This window comes from Arthrobacter sp. UNC362MFTsu5.1 (assembly GCF_000685965.1).
GTDB lineage: Bacteria > Actinomycetota > Actinomycetes > Actinomycetales > Micrococcaceae > Arthrobacter.
In genome coordinates this window covers 1-21292 of the sequence record NZ_JMLE01000042.1, presented here as the reverse complement: position 1 = coordinate 21292, position 21292 = coordinate 1, and the positions used below count along the sequence as shown (strand labels likewise).

Annotated in this window: 19 protein-coding genes and 3 pseudogenes; 7 read left to right on the top strand and 15 right to left on the bottom strand. The window is 59.2% G+C overall.

The features are described from left to right. Positions 1-10: 10 nt before the first annotated feature. From BS38_RS28015 to BS38_RS0122805, 3 genes are all read right to left on the bottom strand, one after another. Positions 11-880: a ThiF family adenylyltransferase gene (locus tag BS38_RS28015; protein WP_442853361.1), complete on the bottom strand. Its 870-nt coding sequence runs from the start codon at positions 878-880 to the stop codon at positions 11-13. Between the two features lie 406 nt (positions 881-1286). After that, positions 1287-1820, bottom strand: coding sequence for a hypothetical protein (locus BS38_RS26175; protein ID WP_043439793.1), 534 nt, complete (start codon positions 1818-1820; stop codon positions 1287-1289). After that, positions 1817-2761: an SMODS domain-containing nucleotidyltransferase gene (locus BS38_RS0122805; protein ID WP_028272841.1), complete on the bottom strand. Its 945-nt coding sequence runs from the start codon at positions 2759-2761 to the stop codon at positions 1817-1819. The genes BS38_RS26175 and BS38_RS0122805 overlap by 4 nt, the downstream gene beginning before the upstream one ends. Positions 2762-2914: 153 nt before the next feature. Here BS38_RS0122805 and BS38_RS28010 point away from each other — a divergent pair, with 153 nt between their 5' ends. Both BS38_RS28010 and BS38_RS0122800 read left to right on the top strand, forming a co-directional pair. Further along, the gene (locus BS38_RS28010) at positions 2915-3115 is read left to right on the top strand and encodes a YegP family protein (RefSeq protein ID WP_081819029.1); all 201 of its coding nucleotides are present in this window, start codon (positions 2915-2917) and stop codon (positions 3113-3115) included. Positions 3116-3343: 228 nt separating this feature from the next. Then, a complete protein-coding gene (locus BS38_RS0122800) occupies positions 3344-4078 on the top strand; it encodes a hypothetical protein (protein ID WP_156037232.1) in 735 nt (244 codons plus the stop codon). Here BS38_RS0122800 and BS38_RS0122795 read toward each other — a convergent pair. After that, the gene (locus BS38_RS0122795; RefSeq protein WP_028272839.1) at positions 4075-4656 is read right to left on the bottom strand and encodes a hypothetical protein; all 582 of its coding nucleotides are present in this window, start codon (positions 4654-4656) and stop codon (positions 4075-4077) included. The genes BS38_RS0122800 and BS38_RS0122795 overlap by 4 nt on opposite strands. Before the next feature lie 617 nt (positions 4657-5273). Here BS38_RS0122795 and BS38_RS0122790 point away from each other — a divergent pair. After that, entirely contained in the window at positions 5274-5480 is a 207-nt protein-coding gene (locus BS38_RS0122790; protein WP_028272838.1) for a hypothetical protein, read from the top strand. A 654-nt stretch (positions 5481-6134) separates the two neighbouring features. Here the strand turns inward: BS38_RS0122790 and BS38_RS26925 are convergent. The 5 genes and pseudogenes from BS38_RS26925 to BS38_RS26165 all read right to left on the bottom strand — a co-directional run. Further along, positions 6135-6350: pseudogene (locus tag BS38_RS26925) on the bottom strand (sugar phosphate isomerase/epimerase family protein); the annotation flags it as partial. A gap of 83 nt (positions 6351-6433) precedes the next feature. After that, positions 6434-7621: a dipeptidase gene (locus BS38_RS26170; protein WP_043439790.1), complete on the bottom strand. Its 1188-nt coding sequence runs from the start codon at positions 7619-7621 to the stop codon at positions 6434-6436. Further along, positions 7618-8721 (bottom strand): DUF917 domain-containing protein, encoded by a 1104-nt coding sequence (locus tag BS38_RS0122775; RefSeq protein WP_028272837.1) that lies wholly within the window; start codon positions 8719-8721, stop codon positions 7618-7620. Before BS38_RS0122775 ends, BS38_RS26170 begins: the two co-directional genes overlap by 4 nt. A 42-nt stretch (positions 8722-8763) precedes the next feature. Then, positions 8764-10311, bottom strand: a complete 1548-nt coding sequence (locus BS38_RS0122770; protein ID WP_028272836.1) for a hydantoinase/oxoprolinase N-terminal domain-containing protein — start codon at positions 10309-10311, stop codon at positions 8764-8766. Continuing rightward, complete coding sequence (locus BS38_RS26165; protein ID WP_051629113.1) at positions 10308-11660, bottom strand: purine-cytosine permease family protein; 1353 nt, start codon at positions 11658-11660, stop codon at positions 10308-10310. The genes BS38_RS0122770 and BS38_RS26165 overlap by 4 nt, the downstream gene beginning before the upstream one ends. Before the next feature lie 174 nt (positions 11661-11834). Between BS38_RS26165 and BS38_RS0122760 the strand changes: the two genes are divergently transcribed. Both BS38_RS0122760 and BS38_RS0122755 read left to right on the top strand, forming a co-directional pair. Further along, positions 11835-12926, top strand: a complete 1092-nt coding sequence (locus BS38_RS0122760) for a DUF917 domain-containing protein (protein ID WP_028272835.1) — start codon at positions 11835-11837, stop codon at positions 12924-12926. Then, positions 12923-14512 (top strand): PucR family transcriptional regulator, encoded by a 1590-nt coding sequence (locus BS38_RS0122755; RefSeq protein WP_156037231.1) that lies wholly within the window; start codon positions 12923-12925, stop codon positions 14510-14512. Before BS38_RS0122760 ends, BS38_RS0122755 begins: the two co-directional genes overlap by 4 nt. Before the next feature lie 42 nt (positions 14513-14554). Here the strand turns inward: BS38_RS0122755 and BS38_RS0122750 are convergent, their stop codons facing one another. Next, positions 14555-15631, bottom strand: a complete 1077-nt coding sequence (locus tag BS38_RS0122750; RefSeq protein WP_081819028.1) for an IS630 family transposase — start codon at positions 15629-15631, stop codon at positions 14555-14557. 1060 nt (positions 15632-16691) lie between these two features. Between BS38_RS0122750 and BS38_RS26160 the strand changes: the two genes are divergently transcribed. Beyond that, the gene (locus tag BS38_RS26160; RefSeq protein WP_197025021.1) at positions 16692-17708 is read left to right on the top strand and encodes a dipeptidase; all 1017 of its coding nucleotides are present in this window, start codon (positions 16692-16694) and stop codon (positions 17706-17708) included. A 46-nt stretch (positions 17709-17754) separates the two neighbouring features. Here the strand turns inward: BS38_RS26160 and BS38_RS27310 are convergent, their stop codons facing one another. The 3 genes and pseudogenes from BS38_RS27310 to BS38_RS28000 form a co-directional block, all read right to left on the bottom strand. Then, positions 17755-17931: a hypothetical protein gene (locus BS38_RS27310; RefSeq protein ID WP_156037230.1), complete on the bottom strand. Its 177-nt coding sequence runs from the start codon at positions 17929-17931 to the stop codon at positions 17755-17757. Positions 17932-18104: 173 nt separating this feature from the next. Continuing rightward, positions 18105-18261, bottom strand: a pseudogene (locus BS38_RS28005) (IS110 family transposase); the annotation flags it as partial. Between the two features lie 173 nt (positions 18262-18434). Further along, positions 18435-18584 carry a Mu transposase domain-containing protein gene (locus BS38_RS28000; RefSeq protein ID WP_442853360.1) on the bottom strand — a complete coding sequence of 50 codons (150 nt, stop codon included), beginning with the start codon at positions 18582-18584 and terminating at the stop codon, positions 18435-18437. A gap of 288 nt (positions 18585-18872) precedes the next feature. On the opposite strand from BS38_RS28000, the gene BS38_RS27305 reads away from it, so the two are divergent. Then, complete coding sequence (locus BS38_RS27305) at positions 18873-19328, top strand: hypothetical protein (RefSeq protein ID WP_156037229.1); 456 nt, start codon at positions 18873-18875, stop codon at positions 19326-19328. On the opposite strand, the gene BS38_RS26155 is transcribed toward BS38_RS27305, so the two are convergent. Together BS38_RS26155 and BS38_RS27490 are read right to left on the bottom strand one after the other, a co-directional pair. Further along, positions 19321-21039, bottom strand: a complete 1719-nt coding sequence (locus tag BS38_RS26155; protein WP_043439787.1) for a hydantoinase B/oxoprolinase family protein — start codon at positions 21037-21039, stop codon at positions 19321-19323. The genes BS38_RS27305 and BS38_RS26155 overlap by 8 nt on opposite strands. Then, positions 21032-21292 (bottom strand): annotated as a pseudogene (locus BS38_RS27490) (hydantoinase/oxoprolinase family protein); the annotation flags it as partial. The pseudogene BS38_RS27490 and the gene BS38_RS26155, both read right to left, overlap by 8 nt.

Genomic DNA, 21292 nt, shown 5'->3' with positions numbered 1-21292 from the left:
ACGCGTCTACCTACGCCGACCGGCATGCCAGGCAATCTGGGTAGGATGCAGCGGACGGGTACCAACGAATGGACATCGCGCGGGCAGAGTCGAAAGGTTCTGCCAAGCCGGCCTCGGGGCGCAGGGCGACAACTGCGTTATCGTCCTCGAGTATCTGGTCCATGTGCCCCAACTCGTTCAGGATCGTGGCTACCGCCGTCTTTGCGGCCAGAGATCCCATCAAGTGAAGGTCGGTCCCCACAGCGGTCATGGGGTTATGGCGCGTTCCTTCGCCGTAGCCGCGGTCCAATGTAGGTTCAAGGTCCATCTGCCCGGAAGCGTCCAAAGCGCGTCTTTGACACTCTAGGCAGCCGACTTCAGGGAATGGCCGGAGACGCAGTATCTCGCCGTACCGGCCATCTGCCAGAACGCAGGCGAGGACTAGTGGGCGTCCTGCGCGCTTGCACAGGTAACTAATTACCCGTCTGGGTTCGACGCCGTCGACTGTACATACGACCACACTCGCCATATCAATTAAGGGTCGAAGCAGATCAGCATCCGCAATCGCGTCTATCCGGAAACCGGAGACATCCGTTTCAGCCCATTTGAGTCCAATATGCTTTGCGAGGGCATCGACCTTGTACCTGCCCACAGCGTTTGACGAGCAGATGTGCCGCGGAATGTTGTGGTACCGAAGCCGGTCAGGATCGACAATATCCAGCGTTCCTACGCCATAGCCCGAAAGGGCGGTGGCGGCGGCACCACCTATGCTTCCTGCCCCTATGAGAAGTACGCGTTGGCCCTTGAGTTCCTGGATAGGCCAATGCGGAGCAAGCGCTGATAGTTGACCCCGGTCCGTCTCAACATCGCAATTCTCGGGCTGCGCCCCGTCCCGGCTCACCAGCCAGGCTGTGAACTGGGGGAGGACCCGTCCCGGAGCTATCTCGGGCGGTGCCTCAGTAAATGTAATCGCGATGTATCTCCCGGCACCCGGGTCACGGGCCTCCGGCACGTACGCCTTGAAAGCCTCAAACGTAAGCGCCTGCTGCTGGCGGATCAACAAATAGGCCTGGACGGCGAGCTCAGCCGTGGTTCGATACCAGACACCTGACGGATGAGTATCCGCGCTGGTCAAGAAATGGGTCTTGTCTTCGCTAATCCGGTGAGGCAGAGAACTTCCCTCGGAAACCGCTAAAACGATGGCGGCTCGGTCTGGTTCTGATACTCGACACGTGATGTGGCCCCAGGACCCCGACTTCGATATGAGTTCCGCTGCTGCCAAAGGGATAAGGACCAGCAGAGAATCTTCACCCCTCAAGTAGCAACTCCTCTATGCGCTCGAGCAGGAGCGAATCGAGCACATCATCTACAACAATCCCGTTTTGTGTCATCTTCTCGATTGCTCCAACCTCGAAAAGCGCATACTCGACACGCCATGCCGCAGCCTTAAGGACGAGGTCGGAAGTCAGCGATGAACTGGTCCACTGCTCCGCATCCTGGAGCAAGCAGAGGGATCCATCGCTGAGCACGTGATAGTCAGTAAAGCTGCGCAGCTCAACAGGAGGCTTGGGTTCCAGCGGGAAAACAGAGGGGGGAGCGGCGGGAAAGGCGTGACCATATTGCACCCGGATTTCGAAAGGTACGTCTCCGAGGACCCGGTCTAGATTCTGCGGCGCAGGCCGTAAAAACGGCCACGAGGGCACCGGTCCATGGCAATAGCCCGGCCCGTCACCCACCCACTTGAGATCCGGAAAAAACTCATTGACAGCCTTAAGTTCCCGGTCCAGCAAATCGGGTTCAGCCTCCCACCACGTAAGGCTCTTGAGCTGGTGCGTCTTCATCCCTGAGGCGAGTCCTTTACTTGCCGTGGACCGGTGGCAGCACCCCCGGTCGCTGCCACAACCGGGAACGCGGGGCCCAGGACACTGCGCCACAATCGGGTCGCTTCGGCTTGATTCCCGTCAGCAGCCGCCCGGAGCGCAGATGCTGCAGACAGGGCCGCGTCTTCCAGGGCCCGGCGAAGAGCAGCCGAATCAAGCGACGGCTGGATCGCCCCGGAGAGCCCTGCCGGGTCTACAACGGAAAGGGAATGACGCGAGGCCGCGGCAAAGAAGCCGCTCAAGGCCGCCGCCCGATTACCCGAGTCTGGAAGGCACTCCAGAGCCAAGACCTCCATGACCAGCGACTTTACCTTGAAGGGTTGCTGGCGAGCCCAGTACTTCAGCACTCGGACCATAGGACGAAAACGATTCCACGCTGTTTGTCGCTCAGACACGCGATTTATGAGGTACTCCGGATCGGCAAGAGTCCAGCGGGCCTCGCTCTTGAACGGGATTAGGATCCCATCCCGCTGGCGGAGGGCAGGCATTACATCGACCGTAAACGCATCTGGATCGTCTGGATCGTCGATGAAACACTTAGCTGCACGATTCCGGTTGGCCGTGTTCACCTGCCTGACAAGACGCTCATGAGTACCGGCTGTCACACCTAGAAGTTCGGTGACAAGCTCACGGCACCGCTCGATGGCGTCACTGCTAGATGCACCTTCCTCGCCCCAATCCGGATAAAACTGGGGGTCAAATTCCACCACAAGATCTACATCGTGAACGGGCTGGAGCTGCGTACTCCTTCGAAGGGACCCGGACCCCCAGACAGAAATAACATCCGGGGCTGAGTCCAGCGCGGCCTTGAACGCATCTCTACGCTCGCGCGCTAATTTAACAACTGCAACATCGGCATCAACATCGGCTTGAAGCTCGTCAAACGAAGTACTAACACCCATTTTCACGCCACCTTTTCTAGCCCCCAATGCGGCTCCTCTGATCATACTTTCGCTGTCCGACATTCTTGCTTGGTCCTTGGAGCTAAATGGTGGGACGCGTCGCATAGGATCGTCTTTCAACGGCACAACGAAGATAAAAGACTGGGGAAATGAGTGGCACAGCGCGTTTTGTACACACGAACTGATGGCAAATGGGCCTGGCGCTTGAAGGCGGATAACGGCGAGATCATTGCCGTTGATGGCAGTCAGGGCTACGAGAACGAGAATGATGCTCGTGCCATGGCTGACAAAATCGTTGGAGGCCATTTCGCCGGTGCCGAAAAACGGATTTCTAGGCCCAAGGCGCAGCAGTAGCGCTTCCGGATGGAGAGCGCGGGGACGTCTGCCATTCCCGCGCCGCGGCCGGGAATGCGCCATCGGGCATGCTGGGTGAAATCGCCCCCTCCCAATAAACGACTCGGGAGTCGTAGGTAGGGTAGGGGTGCTTAAAGAAATTTACCCCGGCCGCATCATGGCTCATGTCCAGAGAGGCGGGTCCGGGGACTTCGTCTACCAGCTTACAGGAAGCCTTGGGTTCAGCCAATGACCGTCAACCCTCCGTGGACCGATCCGGCACACGGCCGTGCCCTCGATAAAGCTGTTACCCCGACACGCATGGGTACCTATTTGGCTGCCGCCGGACATGATCCGGCATTGGCGCGCCGCCTATACGTCTGGGACAGAGACGTCGCTGCAGCCTTTCTTGCCGACATCGCGATCTTGGAAGTGGCCCTGAGGAACGCCGTCGTGGCGCAGCTAGATCTGCTTTATGGAGTTCGGTGGTTCGAAGTGGACGCGGGATTCGATGGCCCTACCCGTTCGAAACTTCAAGGCGCCTGGGACGACCTTCCCCAGGGCCGGCGGACGCCAGGGCATCTGGTTGCCCGCCTCATGTTCGGCTTTTGGAAAGGGCTTCTCGAACCCGGCGGCTACGTTGGCCGGGCACCTCAACGTTTTCGGGCGGACCACGAGATTCTCTGGGTGGCAGGCCTATCCAAAGCTTTTCCGGGCGGCCGAACGTTGGCGCGCGCGGAGGGAGCGCAATTCACTAGAAGCTGGACGTTGGAGACGGTTGCCGTCGTTCACGCGGTCCGTAATAGGGCAGCCCACCATGAGCCTTTTGTGGGTGGCTTTCCGCTTCCCGGCCAGCAAACGCGCCTGAACGTTCAGCAGGGCCACGACGCCTGCATCAAGCTTGCGCGTCTACTTGACCGGGATCTAGCTTCCTGGATGAGTTCCGATACATCCCTTCCCGGATTGATTGCTGCCCGGCCCTAAGTAGCTGGCGCTGCTGGCGAGGGTGTTTCCCAGCGCTTTTGAGCTCCCTGGCGGCTGATCCCGAAGGCTCTGCCGATTTTCTCCCACGAGACGCCCGCCGATCTGGCGGCTGCGACGGCGTCGTCGAGCTGGGCTTCGAGATCCTTCAGGCTCCGGCTCAGGGTGCCGATGGTGTGCAGCGACAGGTCCGGGGCGATATGCCGATGCCACACGTCCAGGAACACGGGCTCCAAGTCCTCCCGGTCGCTGATATCAGCGGCGTCGGCACTGGCCGGCGGTCCGGCGTAGATACGCCCCCCGGCGACGTCCTCGTCGGAAGGGTCCCAAACCCGTGTCCACAATGGATCCAGGATGACGTGTTCCCGGAAGGGAACACAGCTGCAGGCGACCCGCCATCCGACCACCTGCGACGGCGGCCGCCATGCGTCGCTGCCCGGCTCATTCTCATGCGCGACCGACCGGCCGTCGGGCGTCACCAGGTTGATCTCCATATACCTGCCCCCGGACCCGTACATACCGTCCGCGAAGACACAGACAACATAGCCTTCATGCTCGCTGCCCTCGGTAAACCAGCCCATCGTGCTTCCCTTCACCGCCCGCCAATTGCTACAGTGACAGTATGAGCGATAGCAACTCTTGTTGACAAGCTTGTGAGCTATAGCAACTTTAGTTGACATAATCACAATTATCGGCGTTTAAAGCACGGGAGTAGAAGTAGCTGCGAGAACTCGTTGTCCGTTGTCACTTGAGGTGGCAGTTTTGTCAGAAGACACGGCAGCTTACGTGCTGGCGGCGATTGTGTCAGTTAATGTGGCAGCGTGACTTTGCTTCCGAGCAGCGGCTCGGGTCGAAGACTCACTGCGCGAGCACGCCCGCCGCGGGACTCAGTGGCCTTAGAACCGGACAGCCACAAACCATGCAACTACTCAGGATGCAACTACATACCTACGGAACTGCCAAATCGAATGACAATCAAAACGCAGGACCGCTGTCAGTAGAACTGGCATTTTCCCACGTCAGCACTGCCAGATTCACTGACAACGGACACTCGTCCTACATTGCTTTTTGGTGTTCATGCAGGCGGATGCAGTGAGGCCTCGAGGCCGATGGGCATGAACGAGTGGCCTCGCGTGATAGCGCGGGCTAGTGGCGTAATCTCTCATTAGATGAGAGATTTTTGCGTACAGTTTGATCGATGAGTATTGAACCTGGGCGGATTCCGGCCTTTCTGACCAACGTTAATGTCGGGCTGCTGCGTGCCGAGGATCGTGTTTTCGAGGCGATGTTGGATGGCTGGCGTGCTCAGATGCTGGCGCGTGGCCTGTCGACGTCGTACATCAAGAGCTCGTGCGGAACGGTCCAGCGGTTCCAGGAGCACGCGAATGACCTACCCCACAGTTAGGTCAAGTTAAAAGTCTCGTCGCCATGAAGCTCGCTCTTCGGTTGAGCTGCCGCCCAGGCCTTACCAGTTCGTGCGCCAGCATCTCGAGAGCTGCAAAAACTTTCTTTGGAATAGAACACAAGGTCATGCAAGTCTCGATCAAGACGGGTCGAGGCGACGTCCGCCAGGGCTGAAACCTGTCCAGATCAGCCGGGGGTGCTTCTCGCCTTCCTCCTAGTTGTTGTTCCTTGATTGGGCACGGGGCCCTCTTGCTGACTGCGTGAGATTTCGACGAAGCCCTACATCCGGTTCTGACAGTTTTCGTCCGGTCTTGGGAAAACACCCTGCTGTTTCTCACATCAAGTCGGCCTTCCTGCGTAAGGCCAAAAGCGACACCGGGGCTTATGGCGACTGTAAATGTTGTAAATTTGACCCTGGTTACGAGAATCCCGCAGCCAATTGCTTCCTCGCGGAGTAGTGAAATGGCCTGCTCCAATTGCCGGTCTCTTGAAGCGCGGTCGTCGACGCTGATGGTAATCACTGACGTTTCCTTTGACATGGCTGCTCCTTTCATTGCTTGACGGGACGGCCGCTAGGGCAGCTCTTCCAAGGTAGGCAATCCTCATCTTTGCCCCCGCCCTACCGCTGAGGAGCTGGGGCTCGAGCGTTTAGTTCCTAGTTCTTTGCCTTGAAGGCGGCGTCGAAGGAGGTGTTCGACGGCGGGAAGTCGTACTTCTTGAGGGCGGCGAGGGCTTCGGGGGCGCCGTGCAGGCGGTCCATGCCGGCGTCTTCCCATTCGACACTGATGGGTCCGTTGTAGCCGATGGCGGCGAGTGCGCGGAAGGATGCTTCCCACGGGACGTCGCCGCGGGTCGCTGGAGGGTGATCCCAGGCTCCAATGCGGTGGCCCTCGTCATAGGCTGGGCAGCGTCCTCGCTGATTTTTCCCGCCTTACAGCAGCGACCGACTCAGCGTTAGTGGGCGATTTCCGCATGCTGCCGGAATGGACTGATCAGATCTTGATTCGCGGCCGCCTCCGTATCTTCCAACACCCGGAGGACGTTGCTGAAAGCGAGGCTGCGCAGATCAGCAGGGGACCAGCCCCGTTCGGCTAGTGCTTCAATGACCGTCGGGTAGCTTGATACCCCGGAAATTCCGCGGGGCAGTTGTTCGATGCCATCGAAGTCCCCTCCAATGCCAAGATGCTGGGGTCCTACTACTTCACGTGCATGTTCCATGTGTCTAACGATGTCGGCGATGGTGGCCTGCGGAGCCGGGTTCTGCGACGTCCACCGGGAAAAATCTGCGGCGGCGGCGATGTCCTCTTCCACCTGGCCTGCATGGAACCCTGTCCGTAGGCCGAGTCTCTGCCGGACTTCATCAGAACATCGCTCATAGTCCGCGCAGGCCTCTGAGATAAAAGCGGGAACGAAGGTAAGCATGAGCACACCGTTGTTTCCAGGCAACCTCTCAAGCACGGCATCCGGCACGTTTCTGACGTGGTCGGTGACGCTGCGGCAAGACGAATGGGAGAAAATTACAGGAGCAACGCTCGTATTCAGCGCGTCATGCATAGTCTGCTCGGCTACGTGAGATAGATCCACTATCAGCCCGAGACGGTTCATTTCGCCGACCACGCGTCTGCCGAAATCCGTGAGCCCATGGTCGACCTGTTCGCCCGTCGCCGAGCGTGCCCACGGCGTGTTGTCGTTATGCGTGAGAGTCATGTACCGGACGCCGACACGTCTCATCATCCGAAGCACGCCAAGCGACGCGTCGATGGAATGACCTCCTTCTATGCCCATCAACGAGGCAATTTTTCCCTCTGCGGCGGCAGTTCTTACGCCGGCGGCAGAGTCCACGAGGCTGAATGTCTCGGGATTCTTGGCGATGATCCGGTGTACGCAGTCGATCTGTTCGAGGGTCGCCACGACGGCGTCGGCCGGCAGCATGTTGGACGGGACGAAGACCGACCAGAATTGCGCACCAACCCGGCCTTCCCGGAGCCGCGGAATGTCTGTGTGCAGGCGGGGCTGGTGCCGCGATAAGTCGATCTCCTCGACGCGGGAATCGAATTTCTGCCGCAGAGCCCAGGGCAAGTCGTTATGGCCGTCAAATACGAGGGTGTCGGCCAGTGCGGAACGAGTTCGAAACGATGTCATCGGGCGGCGCTCAAATCCTCTAGGGCAACCCATGGCTCATGGAGTCCGAAAGCCTGGGGGCCAAAGATTTGCAGCGCTTCCGGGGTCCGCATGATGGCAGGAGTCGAGATTCCGTAGACGGCAACCCGCTGTCCGAACCGCAGGGCCTCGGAAGTGATGGGTGTGCCCAGATCAACATCAACTATCGTTATAAGATCCGGGACAATGGCTACCACTGCCCCATTTTTGTGGGCAATGACGTTCTCGTTCCGGAATTGGATCCGCATCTCGTCGTCACCATCAAATGACTCCACAGCGGCAAATCCTTGGGTGAACCCGTCCCTTACGAACCTCTCAACGTCAACGATTTTTCCCCGCATGAGCACGGTTCCATGACCGTATATTGTGTCCTTCAGGAAAGCACTGAGTTCTGCCAGCGGATCAAGATGTTTGTCCTTGGCCTTACGCAAAGTCCGACCGATATTGAGGGCGAGCGTGACGGTGTTGCGGATCGCAGTACGCTTGACGTCTGCTCCGCTCATTGGATACTCGGCGATGTATGCCGCGCCCCCCATCTTGATGGTGACCGCCCGGGCGAAAGTCTCCATCCTCTGGTTGTCCTGGCCGGTATCGACAATGCACGTGTGTCCGTTTTCGTCAGAAACAGCCAGCGGTGATCCGGACACTCCATAGACTCCGAACGTTTCCATTTGAAGCTCCGGGAAGGCTCGCCCCATTCCGTCGCCGTCCACCACCGGGATACCTGCTTCGGCGGCGACGACCAGAGGAATCATGGAATTCAGTCCACCGCACTCCATGGGGATTGTTGCATGGGCTGTTTTTCCAAGGTGTTTCTCCAAGGCACGGAGCGACCGCACTGCCTCAGAGCCGGCGGGGACTTTCTCGACCACGACAGTCGGAGCGCCCATCATGGCCGTGGCAATGACAAAGTCATCGTCATCAACTTCGGTCGGATCGAGGATTTCGATCTTCTTTCCGTTTTTGAGGCATTCCTCGACGAGGAGCCGGCCGATGAGCGGATCTCCGCCGCCGCCGGTACCCAGTATGGCCGCGCCCCGCGCCAAGTCAGGGACGTCGTCTAGTGACAGATAGAAACTCATGTTGTTCTTCCTTCTACTTCTTGCAGTCAGCGTTTCGCGTGGCTACTTCGACGCCGGCAGGTCGCCGACCGCTTTAACGCGTACCCGGGACGCGTTTCCGGGCAGATACGCCAGAGGCAGCTCATCGATCTCCACGATTTGGACAGTGCTAGCTTTGGCTCCGGCAGCTACGGCTTTGCTGATTGCTTCCTCCCTGGCCTGATCGAGCACTTCTTCGCGCTTTCCTGCCGGGATAGCAAAGATACGGTCGACCTCGCCACCGACTTGGGCAATTGCGGCGCCGATGGCATTCGCCACTCCGGAGTGTCCCGGACGGGCAACGTCACTGGCGCAGGCCATTTGTTCTGGTACCAGGAACGCACCGCCGCCGACTGCGACCACGGGGACGAGGTCGGAACTGGTGCGCATCCGGTCTACCGTCTCCGCGATCCTTCGGTAGATTTCTACTTTGGCTGCCTTCACCATGGAAGGATCCAGATGGCTGACAAGGCCGGGGTCGCCGATCTCCGCATCGCCCGCCGCGACCATAATGTCGGTCGCCGTCAGAGTTTTGCCTCCGAAAACGAGTGCCTCCTCCGTGACTCTGTAGCCAACGCTGTCCGGCCCGACTGTCACGCCGTTGTCGAACCTGATACGGCTGCCGCCACCGAGGCCGACGGACAACACATCAGGCATGCGGAAGTTGGTTCGGATTCCCGCCACCTCGATTTCTGTTGCCGCCTCGCGGGGAAAGCCGGACTGGAGAACTCCGACGTCCGTCGTTGTTCCGCCGACGTCCACCACTATGCAGTCTTTGAGACCGGAGAGGTAGGCGGCGCCGCGCATTGAGTTGGTCGGTCCTGAGGCAAAGGTGGCCACTGGGTATTTTCGGGCAAAATCGACATCCATTAATGTGCCGTCGTTCTGGCTCAAGAACAGCGGGGCGTGGATGTTTAGCGCCACCAGGGATTGATCGAGTGAGGAACACACATCTGCTGAAAGTTCACGAAGGGCGGCGTTGATGATTGTTGCATTTTCCCTCTCAAGGAGCCCTACCCTGCCGATTTCATTGGAAAGGCTGACCGGAAGTTCCGGGAACTCGGCGTTTATGATTTCCGCTGCTCTCTGTTCAAACTCCGAGTTGACTGGGGAAAAAACGGACGAGATTGCGAAGCTGCGCGCCCCTTTGGCTACGGCATCCTGGGCTGCCCTGCGTATCTCGTCAGGATCGATGGGAGAGATTTCCCGTCCATCGAACTCATGACCGCCGTGGCACATGTAGGGCAAGGCGTGCAGCGCTTCAGTAATCCGTGCCGGCCAGCCGACGAACGGGGGCAGCCCGCCCGTGGCAGGAAGTCCGAGCCGGATTGCCGCCGTCGGTGCCAGCCGCTCGGCTTCGACAAGTGCATTGATGAAATGGGTGGTGCCGATCATGACGGCGTCTATGTCGGCAGGATCAAAGGAGTGCGCACTCTGTAGTCGGCGGAGGGACCCGGTAATCCCCTGTCCCACGTCACTCATTGTCGGACTTTTTACACCTGCGAGAACGTCGCTTCCGTCAATGAGTACCGCGTCCGTGTTGGTCCCGCCGACATCGATGCCTATCTTCACTTGTAGTCCTCCTGCAGTGTGCGTTCTTCAGTAATCGATCGGCGTGAGAGCGCCTCTTCTGATGTGCCTTTGATTAGGCCGAGTTTGCCCGCGATGACGTAGAGAATCAGGGAAGCGCCAAGCGAATTCAGGGATCCTACCCCCCAAGGCAGGAACGTTCCGATCAGTACCGAGGCGGCCCAAACCACCAGGGTCCCGATCACCCAAGTTGGCTCTGTTGCCGGTAGGCCGGGGGCAGACGCGGATAGGACGCTTCGCCATTTCTTTACGATGTAGTATTCGGCGACCATGATGCCGGCGATGGGGGGAAACGTGACTCCGAGTAGGATCAGGAAATCCACGAAGTAGTTCAGTATTCCGGCAGCGGCGAGTGCGCTGCCCAGGATCCCGATATAGATGGTGACGCTCGTGCGGCTCACTCGCTTCTTGAATACTGTCTCGACGAAGTTCACAATGCCTAGGGATGCCGAGTACAAGTTCCAGTCGTTCATCTTAATCGTGCCGGCAACGATGATGATTGTGCCGACGAACCCGCTGCTGGATGTGACAATTGCGATGATGTCGTTGGTCTTGAGTGCATGGGCAAGGAGAACACCGGCGATGGCCACCATGAATTCCCCGAGGGTGACGCCGAGCAGTGTCTGCTTGATGACATCGGAGGGTTTGCGGTTGAAGCGCGTCATATCGGGGGTGATGACCATGCCGACAATGAATCCGCCTGCCACCAGTGTTGTTCCGGCAGCCAGGCTAAGGACCGGTCCCGGGGCCGGCTGGTTAACCAGATCGCCGAGGTCGTGCCTTTGCAGCTCAGAGACAATCGACCAACCGGCGAGCAGGAGGAACGCGGGGATCGTAATGTAAGCGGTCCAGGCCATGCTCTTGAAGCCGTAAATGACTATCGCGGTCACGGCACCGCCGACCACAAGGGCCCACGCCCATGCGGGAATAGCGGGCGCCAGCTTGGCAAGCCCTTCAGCGGCCACGCCGCTTTGGACCCCAAACCATCCGACCAGACTAAGTGAGATGAACAGGGCGATGATGCTGGATCCATGGCGTCCAAAGCCGGTCCATCTAGCGAGAATCGAAGTTGAGAGGCCTTCTTTTTGGCCAAGGATTCCCGTCATGATGGCAACCACCTCCAGGATCACTGATCCAAGGAAGATAGCGAGCAAGGCGGTGGGAAAGTCCATTCCAAATCCCAGGGCTGCACCCAGAAGGAACTGAGAAAGCGCTGACATCTGGCCGAACCTTTGAACGGCCACCGACCACCAGCTGTAGCGGGCGTGATCGGGAACTCGCTCCAGGGCGTAGTCCTCCTCCCCCGCGTGTTTCTTAACCGTTGTTGCCATCGGTGCTCCTTGACTATGAGGTCCTACCCGGGAAGAGATTCGGGGATAGGAGGGAATGAAACGAAGGTACGGGCCGTGGCCCTCGTTTACAATGTTTGCTCTGACCACTAAATGCCATCATCATGTGCATACTGAACACATTCGTCCCCACACACGCATTCGAAGGAGGCAGCCATGTCTTGGCTTCTAACGGCCACGGACCTGGAGGCGCTGGAGTTTGGCGCGAGAATGCTGGGCTCGGGCGGGGCCGGTGACACTCACGCCATGTCTCTTTTGACGCGGAATCTGTTGGAAGATTGCGGCGGCGTGACCGTATTTCCGCCAAGTAAAATCCTTTCTGGCGATGTTGTAGTAGCCGTGGGTCTGGCGGGGTCAGCGTTGGCCTTCAGCGAAAAGCCCAGCGGATCGGAGCCGTACGTAAGAGCGTTTGATGCGGTTGCCCAGAAATTTCCAGGGCGGCGAGCACTTGTTTGTGCGTTCGAAATGGCTGGGATCAATGCCTATGCTCCGATCCTTGTGGCCGCGGCCCTAGGCATCCCGCTGGTCGACATGGATGGCATGGGGCGAGGACTCTCAGGACTGCATCAGACAACTTTCAACGCGCATAGTGTCTCGATGACTCCTTGTGCCTTGGTCGACACTTCAGGGCGGTGTGTCGAAATTTCAGGATCAACTGCCGAGGAAGCCGAGCGTGCCCTGCGCGTTCTCATGGGATTGTTCGGCGGCTGGGTGGCGTTCGCGGGGTACCCCATGGATGAGCGACAGGCGAGGGAAGGTGGCATAAGCCTGACCCTTGGACGAGCTTTGGAGCTTGGACGCCAGTTCCAGCAGTCCAGGAAGCTAAGTCAGTCCGTTAGTGATGCGATATCCCATTTTTGTTCCCACACTGCGGGATGTCTTTTTGTGGGTCGAGGGAGCGTTGTGGACGTTCACTGGGAATCTGCCCCCCGCGATTCCGGTGCCGGGGTACAGGCCAAGGGAACGATGATTGTTCGGGCCGCAGGAAGATATCTTCGAATCGAGGCGCAGAACGAATTCCTGCTGCTCATAGACGAAGGCCGGCTGCTTGCTAATGCCCCCCAGATAATCTGCCTCCTGGACAGTCATACCGGCATTCCCCTCCTCAGCGAGCGTATCCTTCCCGGTTTCGGGGTAGACGTCGTTGTCTTTGAGGCCCCAGGCGAATGGAGTGAATATGCTGCGCATGCCTTGGTCGACATTTCCGGCTACGGGTACACAATCCCTTCTCTTGGAGACTTGCTGTGACAGCCCGACTGACCCTTCGTGAACTGCTGCGGTGTCCAATGCTGCTGAACAGCTCCGTGATCTTGGAACACCCCGTTTCGAGCTTTACGTTCATCTGCACTAACGAGATCAGCGCCAGCGGCGCCGCCACCACTGCCTATCTTGACCCACCAGACGAAGTGCAGGTCAGCAATCTCGAAGGCATCTGGATATCCTCTTGGATTCCCTCCTATGCCCTGGAAATTTTGCTTCCACAGCTGAAGCGAAAGGGCGTGGGCGTAGTGATCCTGATACCACCCACGCCTCAGGACTTCCAACCACTCTCGGAGTTCGGCCTTTCTACCCTGGAACTTGCGCGAAAACTGAGAATGAACGTGGTTGCGCTCCACCAGCCCCAAGCGACTGTGGCCGTGGCCGCATCCCTCAGCAGGTTCATGGGATCGAATCTCTGGGCACGGTCCATTAATATGACGGCCTTCACCCACGCCGTCCACCAGATGGAGCCAAGCCCTGAGGGTGTCGTTTCTGAACTCGGAAAGTATGTCAACGCGCGGATAGCAGTGATCAATTCGCTGGGCCTGCCGCTCGCGGGGGCAGTGGACAGACCGCTGGCATTCGGCAACATCGGGGCGTCGCCCTTGTTTGACCCCAGCCAAACTCCAAACCTCATATCGGTTCCGTTGCCCCCGCTCATGGAAGACGACGACGATCCAGCGCTTTGGATACTCGCGGAATTCCAGCCCGACGCCCCGTCCTTCGAGCTGGAGGCGGCACAAGAACTCATGGAATTAGGGGCCCTTTCGTTGCTCGGGTGGCTCAGCCGTCAACGCTTCGCGAGCGAGCAGTTTCAATCCGCAAGATCAGCGATCGTTTCACAGCTCGCTGTCGCTGGCGGAGCAATTCCGGACCACGTTATCTCTCAAGCTCTCAGCGTCGGCTGGAACCTAAGCGGATGGCACACCCTCATAAGCGTTCGTGCCCCACGAAAATCCCTGGCCCACGACATCGGACGAATGCTTCCAGCCGCTTTGAGCCGATATGACTACACAGTGGACTCGTCCGAATACATCGATCATTGGCTTATCTGGGAAACACGGCAGGACCAACCAACCCGGCGGGACTACAGGGATTTCGTCGCAGCTTTGGATTCTTTACGACCGCCGCCAGAAACAGGAATCGTTTTTGGCGTCGCCAGGCCACGCCTTGGGCCGGAGGGATTTGCAAGAAGCATCGCTGAGGCTGAAGACTTCGCCCGACAAGCAAGCTCCAGCAAAGGACGCCGGCAGATTGTTGACGCCCAGGAATCCGTCGCCACCCAATTGATCCGCACTACGCTCCATGATCCCGCACTGGTTCGCCAAGCCACGAAGTTTCTAAAACGACTATCTGAACCAGACGCCGACTATCTGAGGAAAACGCTGAACACCTACCTTCAAAGCGAATCTAACCTCGCGGAGACGTCGCGCGCCCTTGAAGTCCATCGAAACACGGTGGTCAAGAGAATCGAAAAAATCGAGGAACTACTGGATGCGCCGCTTGAGAACCCTGACACCAAATTTGCATTGCGCATCGCGCTCAGAATCCTGGAAATTTCTGCCGCCGAGTAGCCGCATCGTCGCCCGACAGCAGTGAAAGGCTCCGCGCTAGTGTCACGTGTTAATGGTTTGTTTTCGTTTGATCTTGCCGAGTAGGTAATCGGCGGTCTTGACCCATCGGAACGGGTGGGCGGATTCGTTGTAGTTATCGATGTAGGTGCGGATCGTGGCCTCCAGGTCACTGACTGAGGCGAAGGACCCGCGTCTGATGGCCTGGCGGGTGATCAGGCCGAAGAAGATCTCGACCATGTTCAGCCAGGAACAGCTCGTGGGGGTGAAGTGCATGGTGACGCGAGGGTTTGCCTCCAGCCAGTCCTTCACATTCTGGTGTTTGTGAGTGGCGTAGTTGTCGCAGACCACGTGTAGCTCGACGTCCGGGTGGGCGGCGGCGACCTGGCCCAGGAAATCAACGAACTCCTCGTTGGTATGCCGCTGGTAGCAGGCGTCCGCGCTGATCTTTCCGGTGAGGACGTCCAGAGCCGCAAAGAGCGTGGTTGTCCCGTTCCGCTTGTAGTCGTGCGTTCTCTGGGATGCATGACCCGGGGAAAGCGGCTGGTCCGGGCGGGTGCGTTCCAAAGCCTGAATCTGGGACTTCTCATCGATGCTGACCACGACCGCGTTCTCCGGCGGAGACATGTAAAGCCCAACCACGTCCCGCAACTTCGCCTCGAGCCGCGGGTCGGTGGAAAACTTGAACGTCTCGATCCGATGCGGGGCGATATTCCACTTGCGCCAAATCCGCGACACACTCGAAAACGAGGCCCCGAACCAAGCCGCCATCGACCGGGCCGACCAGTGCGAGATCCCCAGTTCCGCCGGCGGCTTGCCGTCGTTGGCCAGGGTTTCGACGACCAGCGCCAGTTCGTCGATCACCGGCTCCTTGCCCGGGCGCGGGGAGTCCGCCAACGCCTCGACCCCGCCCTCGGCATACCGCTTCCGCCACTTCAACACCGTCGGCCGGGTCGACCCGACCGCCCGCTCAATCTCCACATTCGCCAGCCCGTCCGCGGCCAACAGCACTGTCCGCGCCCGCGCCGCCATCGTCGCCGACACCGACTTCCCGCGCGTCAGCGCCTCCAACCGCTCCCGGTCACCATCCCGCAGCACCAATGCCTTCGCCACATACGCCATGGATTAAGTCTGGACGAAAGTCAGACCTAAAGATATCAACGACACGCTACACTAGATCCTAGATGAAAGCTCGCATCCCTTGAAGCCAATGGCCCTGTGTTGTGGATATTCTTGGCACACTGACGTCAGCCAAGGGCACCGGAAAACAGCCTGGGTATTCGTGGACCTGAGCACGTCCAGGGGCGCCCAGTGCCGGTGTCCGGCGCTCAGTCGTTCAATGTCAGTGCGGAAGGTGCCGCGGTGATCATTACGGGCTGAGGCGCGCATGGTGAAGGGAATGAAAGCTGTGGGCAAGAGGGTCCTTTCGAATGAGGCAGCCAACGGTCAGCGGCCCCATCAGCAACAAGGCGCTGGCAGGCTTCCCTATTCCTTTTTCGCTCCAAGAGAGTCGAGCCTCACGTGCACTGCTGAAGATCAGAACCCAAACCAGCTGAAGACCTCGAATCATGCACGCCTGGCCAAAGAGCGTAGCCATCAAGGCGTCAGAGTCGTTTTTCGACCGGGCGGTGCCTGTCTGCGAAAGCAGCGAGGGAGCTCTGGAGCAGCCTCATGCCGTCCAGCATGTCCACGGGTCTGGAGCACGCCCCGACTGACAGCGGGCGGTCCAAGCCGGTGCTGTCGGTTAGATCGACTGGATCGTCTCGGTAGAGTCGACCACCCACTCCGGCAACCAACACTGCACAATCCTCCTCGTGGCACAGGGGGAAGTCTCGAATTACAAACAAGTGTCTGTTTGAAGAACAGCGCGCAGAAGGCCGTACGACCACGGAATCCGCCCGCTGCATCAACGCTAAGGTCGGCGTCTGCGGATCTAAGGCCACGGCGTCCACGTCTCGGTTGACCCATGCGTTTTCGGAGAATCGATAGTCGCGCGATCTGCAAGATTCTGCAGCCCGCGTAAAAGAGTTTGTTCGACTCCTTGCGCAGTGCAATATCACACCTTAGTGTATTCGAAGGAGCCACGATCAGTGAATCTGGCCGACATTTAGGCCCCTCCGCAAGGATGCTGCATGCGAGCCAGCCATGTACACGGCTGAACCATAGAAAGAGGAAACTACAAATGAGCGCACCATCGTCCCTTACAGCACCAGGAACCCGGGAGCACGCTCGGAATCTGCATCTAGGGTCGATTGTTATCGATGGTACTTGTCCGGAACCCTACTGGAGCGAGAACTTCGAGAAGTGGATCACCGGCGGGGCGACTTGTTGTGTGGTGTCCGTCGAGGGAACGTCCAGTGGCGACACGGCGGGGCGTATCGCCGGCTTTTACAAGCTACTCCGACAAAACGAGGACCGGCTCGTCTTGGCGACCACGACGGAGGAGATCCGCCAGGCGAAGGTGGACGGGAAGCTGGCCGTTGTGATGCAGTTCCAGGGGACTCGTCCGATCGAGTACGACGCCGATCTCGTGGAATTATTCGGGCGCCTCGGGGTCAGGATTATGCAGCTGACCTACAATCAGCGCGGCCCAGTCGGCGACGGGTGCTTGGAACCCGGAAACGCAGGACTTAGCCAATTCGGACACCAGGTCGTGAGTGAAATCAACCGGTTGGGGATCGCTGTGGACCTCGCACATACCGGGGAGCGAACCTCCTTCGACGCGATCGAGGTCTCGTCCTCTCCATGCATCGTCTCGCACGCCAATTGCAAGAGCGTGCACGAGAGCCAGAGGAACCTCTCCGACGACTTGATCCGCGCCGTTACCGAGAAGGGTGGAGTCATCGGCCTGAACGGGTACCCTGCATTCGTAGCACCCAAGAAGGCGCCGACACTGGATGATCTCATCGACCACATGGTGCACATCGATTCAATTGTCGGCTCTGGCCACTCCGGCCTCGCTATTGATTACTGGGATTGTTCGATGGCAACCTACAAACGCCTCGTGGCTGGCGGTACATGGAATCCTGAGAACTATCCCCCGCCCCCGTGGAACTTCCCCGCGGGCATCGAGGACCCCTCGACCCTAGATCGCCTCACGGATCGGTTGGTTGAGCGCAGCTACACCGACGACGAAATACGCGGTGTCCTCGGTGAGAACTGGATGCGTGTCCTCGACAAAATCTGGTCTAAGAATTAACCTGCTACTGCTGATAAGACGACGAAGCAAGATAATAAGAGGTCTCCTAGATACCTAAGAGAATGGGATCCCGAGCGGGTACGATCCCCGCGACCATCCGTTCGTCGTAGACGTTCCGCACCGGGAGTTCTTCCCCCAAACTCCGGGTGAGCTGCTGCATGTCGACGTCACCGAGTTCGGCAACATCCCCGACGGCGGCGGTCACCGATACCTCGGCCGACACGAAGGCTGTCTAGAAATGCCGGGCGTGGCCCCCGTTGAGGGGCTGCTCATAGCTGTATCGCGGGTTTACTCCACGCGCTGCGTGGAACCCCATTCGCTCGATTGCTTCCCCCGGCTGCTTCCGTTTCCCCGGAGGGAACGGAAGTCAGGAGGGGGCTTGCCGGTTGTGGGGTATCCGGTCGCCAAGGACCAGCACCAGCCGGAGAGTTCGCGGGCGATCGCGACGTTGGCGTTTGACGAGGCGCTTTCGGCGTTCGAGGTAGCTGAGTCAGCGTTCGTGTAAGCGCCGGTTACCGGCATGGCCGCGGGTTAGTGCTTCGGAAGTGGCTTCCGCCAACGCTTCACCCCGGCAAAAACAAAGGAAGCTTGTCCCAGGGGGCATGCACACCCGGGAGTGGCGTCCCCATGCCTCTTCACTTCGCATCTCTCCCTGGCTGCGAGCCAGTTCCTCGAGCCGGACCTTCGCCGAGGGATGGTTTCGATGCCGAACTTGAGGTGGGCGTGTCAGCGGTGGGTGCGACGAATTGGCCGTCCAAACTGCTCGTGACGGTTCCGAGCTCGGCGGGTGGCGTCGACGAACCGGCCGATAGCCTTCGCGTGGACGGAGTAGTCGTTGGACCCGATCCGGACGTAGTAGTTGCGTTGCTGCCAAATGACGCCCCGTTAAAGCGCACCTCGATTTCTAGAACGGGACAAACTGCTCGCAGTTCTTTCACTTCCGAGAGTATGGGAAAGAATTCAGACATTGTGGCCTCGTCGGTAGACAGTTCGGTCGGCGGCGGCGGTTGGGCATCTGGGGCGTCTCAGGATTCGCGCTCATGAAGCCGAGAATAAATGGCGGAGGCAATCACGAGGTCTTGCCAGGCCATGCCCGCGCCGGTATAGAGGGTCGGCCTTGCAGGATTCCTGGCGAAGCTGCCGCGGACGAGCTCTGCCAGGTTAATGACTGACGACTTGCTGCCATTCCTCAACACTGCGTGCCGGGATGAGGTCGCCCGCTTCCCTCATGGCGCCCTGCCTGCTCTCGACCACGATGCAAGCCTGCGGACCGGTACCAAATACCACCAAGGTTTCTATCACGGGCTTCGTGGCGGCAGTGGCTCGTTCTGGGGAATCCGCGGCCAGTATGTGTTTTATGGCCAAAGCTGTTGTAGCCGGAGTTCGGATCAGGGTCAGTTCAGCGTCATCCATGACCGCGAGGGGCCGTCGAAGATTTTGGCGTTGGTGATGGTCAGGTTGTTATTGAGCTGGCTGTCCATTGTTCTCCTTCTGTCCGCCGGTGCGGCCGGACAGTATGTCGTGGGACGAGGTAAGAGGTGGGAACGCCTTCTGTCCGGCACCTTGGGGATGCCGGACAGAAGGATGTTGGGAAGAGATTGCGGCTGCCTTGTCAGCTGACGCCGACCGGGGTCCGCAGACGGTTGGTCTCTTCCTGGTTCACGCTGAAATCAGGGTTCATGACGACGCCGTAGTCCCTTGCTGCCGCCTCGAAGGAGACGAAGCCGTTCCGGACGTCGCGGGCGACTTTGGATGGGTCTCGTTCGAAGGCTGGTCCGTAGCCGCCGCCGCCGCCGGTGCTGTTCACCAAAACGTCTCCGGCTTCCATGCGGTTGTAGCTGCCTCCCTGGACGACTTCGCGGTCGGTTCCTGGGTTGAGGACGATCTCGTTGGGGCGTCCGGGGTTGCCGCCCGCGACAGGCCACGGCTCGGTTTTGGTCTTGTAGACAATACAGATGCCTGTTGCCGGTGCGGTGAAGCGGTAGGCCCGGCTCACACCTACGCCGCCGCGGTGTTTGCCGGCGCCTCCGGTGTCCTGGCGGTATCCGTAGGAGTCGATGATCATTGAGGATTTGGTTTCCAGAACTTCAACAGGGTTGTTCCGGCATCCGGGTTCGGAAAGGTGCATGATGCCGTCTTCACCGTCGGAGGTCGCCGTGCCGCCGAAGCCAACAGCTTCGTTGGTGGCTTCCTGCCAAGGCTCGCCGGTTTGAGGATTGATGCCCAGCCCCATCATCGAGCAGATGTCGCCGCCGGAGCACGCCGGAACCAGGTCCGGCATGCCCTGGGCCAGGGCCTTAAGCACAACTTCCCCTGCCAAGACTGCAGTCCACAGACAGAAGGTGGGCATCGGCGGCACGGCGTGGACGACAGAACCAGGAACTGTGACCACACGCAGTGGGGCGAAATTGCCCGCAACCACGGGGGAATCGGGGGTTGTGAGTGCCTTGAAGATGAGGCTGGAGACGGCCTCGGTCTGGCCTGCAGGGAGGTTGATGGGTCCTTGGACGTTTTCGGCGCTGCCGGTCCAGTCGACGATCATTTCCTCATCTGTGATGGTGACTGTGACCTGGAGTTTGACCAGCTCGTCCTTGTTGATGCCGTCATCGTCCACGTAATCCACTGCGGTCCACGTTCCCTTGGGAAGCTTGGCCAGGGAAAGTCGGGCGAGCCTCTCTCCATGTTCGTTGATGGTTTGCATGGATTCCAGCAGGGTGGATTTGCCATACTTGGCGGCGATCTCCTGGGTGCGGCGGACGCCCGAGACGCAGGCTGACACCTGTGCCTGGATGTCTCCGATGGTGTGCTTGGGCATCCTGCTGTTGAACTTGATGATATTGAAGACATCATCGTTCTTGACCCCGCGCCGGTAGAGCTTTGACGCAGGCAACATGAGGCCTTCCTGCGACATGTGGGTCGAGTCAAGAACGTAGCCGGGGTCTTTTTGGTTCAGGTCGGTGACATGAACCCGGCAGGATGCGAAACCGATGAGCTCGTTTTCGAAGCGGATGGGCGCGAAAACCAGCGGGTCGAGAGAATGTGCGCTTGACCAGTAAGGGTAGTTAAGGATGAAGACGTCGCCTTCTTCCATAGAGTCGGCTCCGAGGAATTCAACAGCTTTCTTGATTCCCGTGTCGTTACCCCGTGTAAACATGGCGATGCCGGGGGCGTCGGCGACGACGTCTCCGGCGGCGTTGTGAATGCCGATACCGTAGTCGTGGATTTCGTAGACGACGGTGTTGTAGGCCGTGCGGCAGAGGTTACGGGCGACTTCTTCAGCGGCCGCCAAGAGGCCGTGGCGGACGACTTCTGTGGTGATTGCATCAGCCATTGCGGACTGCCTCCTGGTTTGCGGGTCGGATGGAGATGATGAGCTCGCCGTAGATGCCAACCTCAAGTACGTCACCGTCGTGCATCACGGTGGTTGCGGTGTGCTCGGTGATGACCGCGGGACCTTCGACGGTATCGCCGGCTTTCAGGTCTTCCCGGGCGTAGAGGGCGTACTCCTGCTGGTTGACTCCATCGACGTAGACAGCTCGACGGCCCAGCTCCGTGGCGTGGCCCTGAGTTCTTGCCTCAGCCAA

Excerpts from the sequence above, each read along its gene's own strand:
- BS38_RS26175 (WP_043439793.1), bottom strand. The coding sequence starts at position 1,820 with ATGAAGACGCACCAGCTCAAGAGCCTTACGTGGTGGGAGGCTGAACCC.
- BS38_RS26160 (WP_197025021.1), top strand. The coding sequence starts at position 16,692 with ATGAGCGCACCATCGTCCCTTACAGCACCAGGAACCCGGGAGCACGCT.
- BS38_RS0122775 (WP_028272837.1), bottom strand. The coding sequence starts at position 8,721 with ATGAGTTTCTATCTGTCACTAGACGACGTCCCTGACTTGGCGCGGGGC.
- BS38_RS0122795 (WP_028272839.1), bottom strand. The coding sequence starts at position 4,656 with ATGGGCTGGTTTACCGAGGGCAGCGAGCATGAAGGCTATGTTGTCTGT.
- BS38_RS0122800 (WP_156037232.1), top strand. The coding sequence starts at position 3,344 with ATGACCGTCAACCCTCCGTGGACCGATCCGGCACACGGCCGTGCCCTC.
- BS38_RS27305 (WP_156037229.1), top strand. The coding sequence starts at position 18,873 with ATGACTGACGACTTGCTGCCATTCCTCAACACTGCGTGCCGGGATGAG.
- BS38_RS26165 (WP_051629113.1), bottom strand. The coding sequence starts at position 11,660 with ATGGCAACAACGGTTAAGAAACACGCGGGGGAGGAGGACTACGCCCTG.
- BS38_RS26155 (WP_043439787.1), bottom strand. The coding sequence starts at position 21,039 with ATGGCTGATGCAATCACCACAGAAGTCGTCCGCCACGGCCTCTTGGCG.
- BS38_RS0122750 (WP_081819028.1), bottom strand. The coding sequence starts at position 15,631 with ATGGCGTATGTGGCGAAGGCATTGGTGCTGCGGGATGGTGACCGGGAG.
- BS38_RS0122805 (WP_028272841.1), bottom strand. The coding sequence starts at position 2,761 with ATGGGTGTTAGTACTTCGTTTGACGAGCTTCAAGCCGATGTTGATGCC.
- BS38_RS0122790 (WP_028272838.1), top strand. The coding sequence starts at position 5,274 with ATGAGTATTGAACCTGGGCGGATTCCGGCCTTTCTGACCAACGTTAAT.
- BS38_RS0122760 (WP_028272835.1), top strand. The coding sequence starts at position 11,835 with ATGTCTTGGCTTCTAACGGCCACGGACCTGGAGGCGCTGGAGTTTGGC.
- BS38_RS26170 (WP_043439790.1), bottom strand. The coding sequence starts at position 7,621 with ATGACATCGTTTCGAACTCGTTCCGCACTGGCCGACACCCTCGTATTT.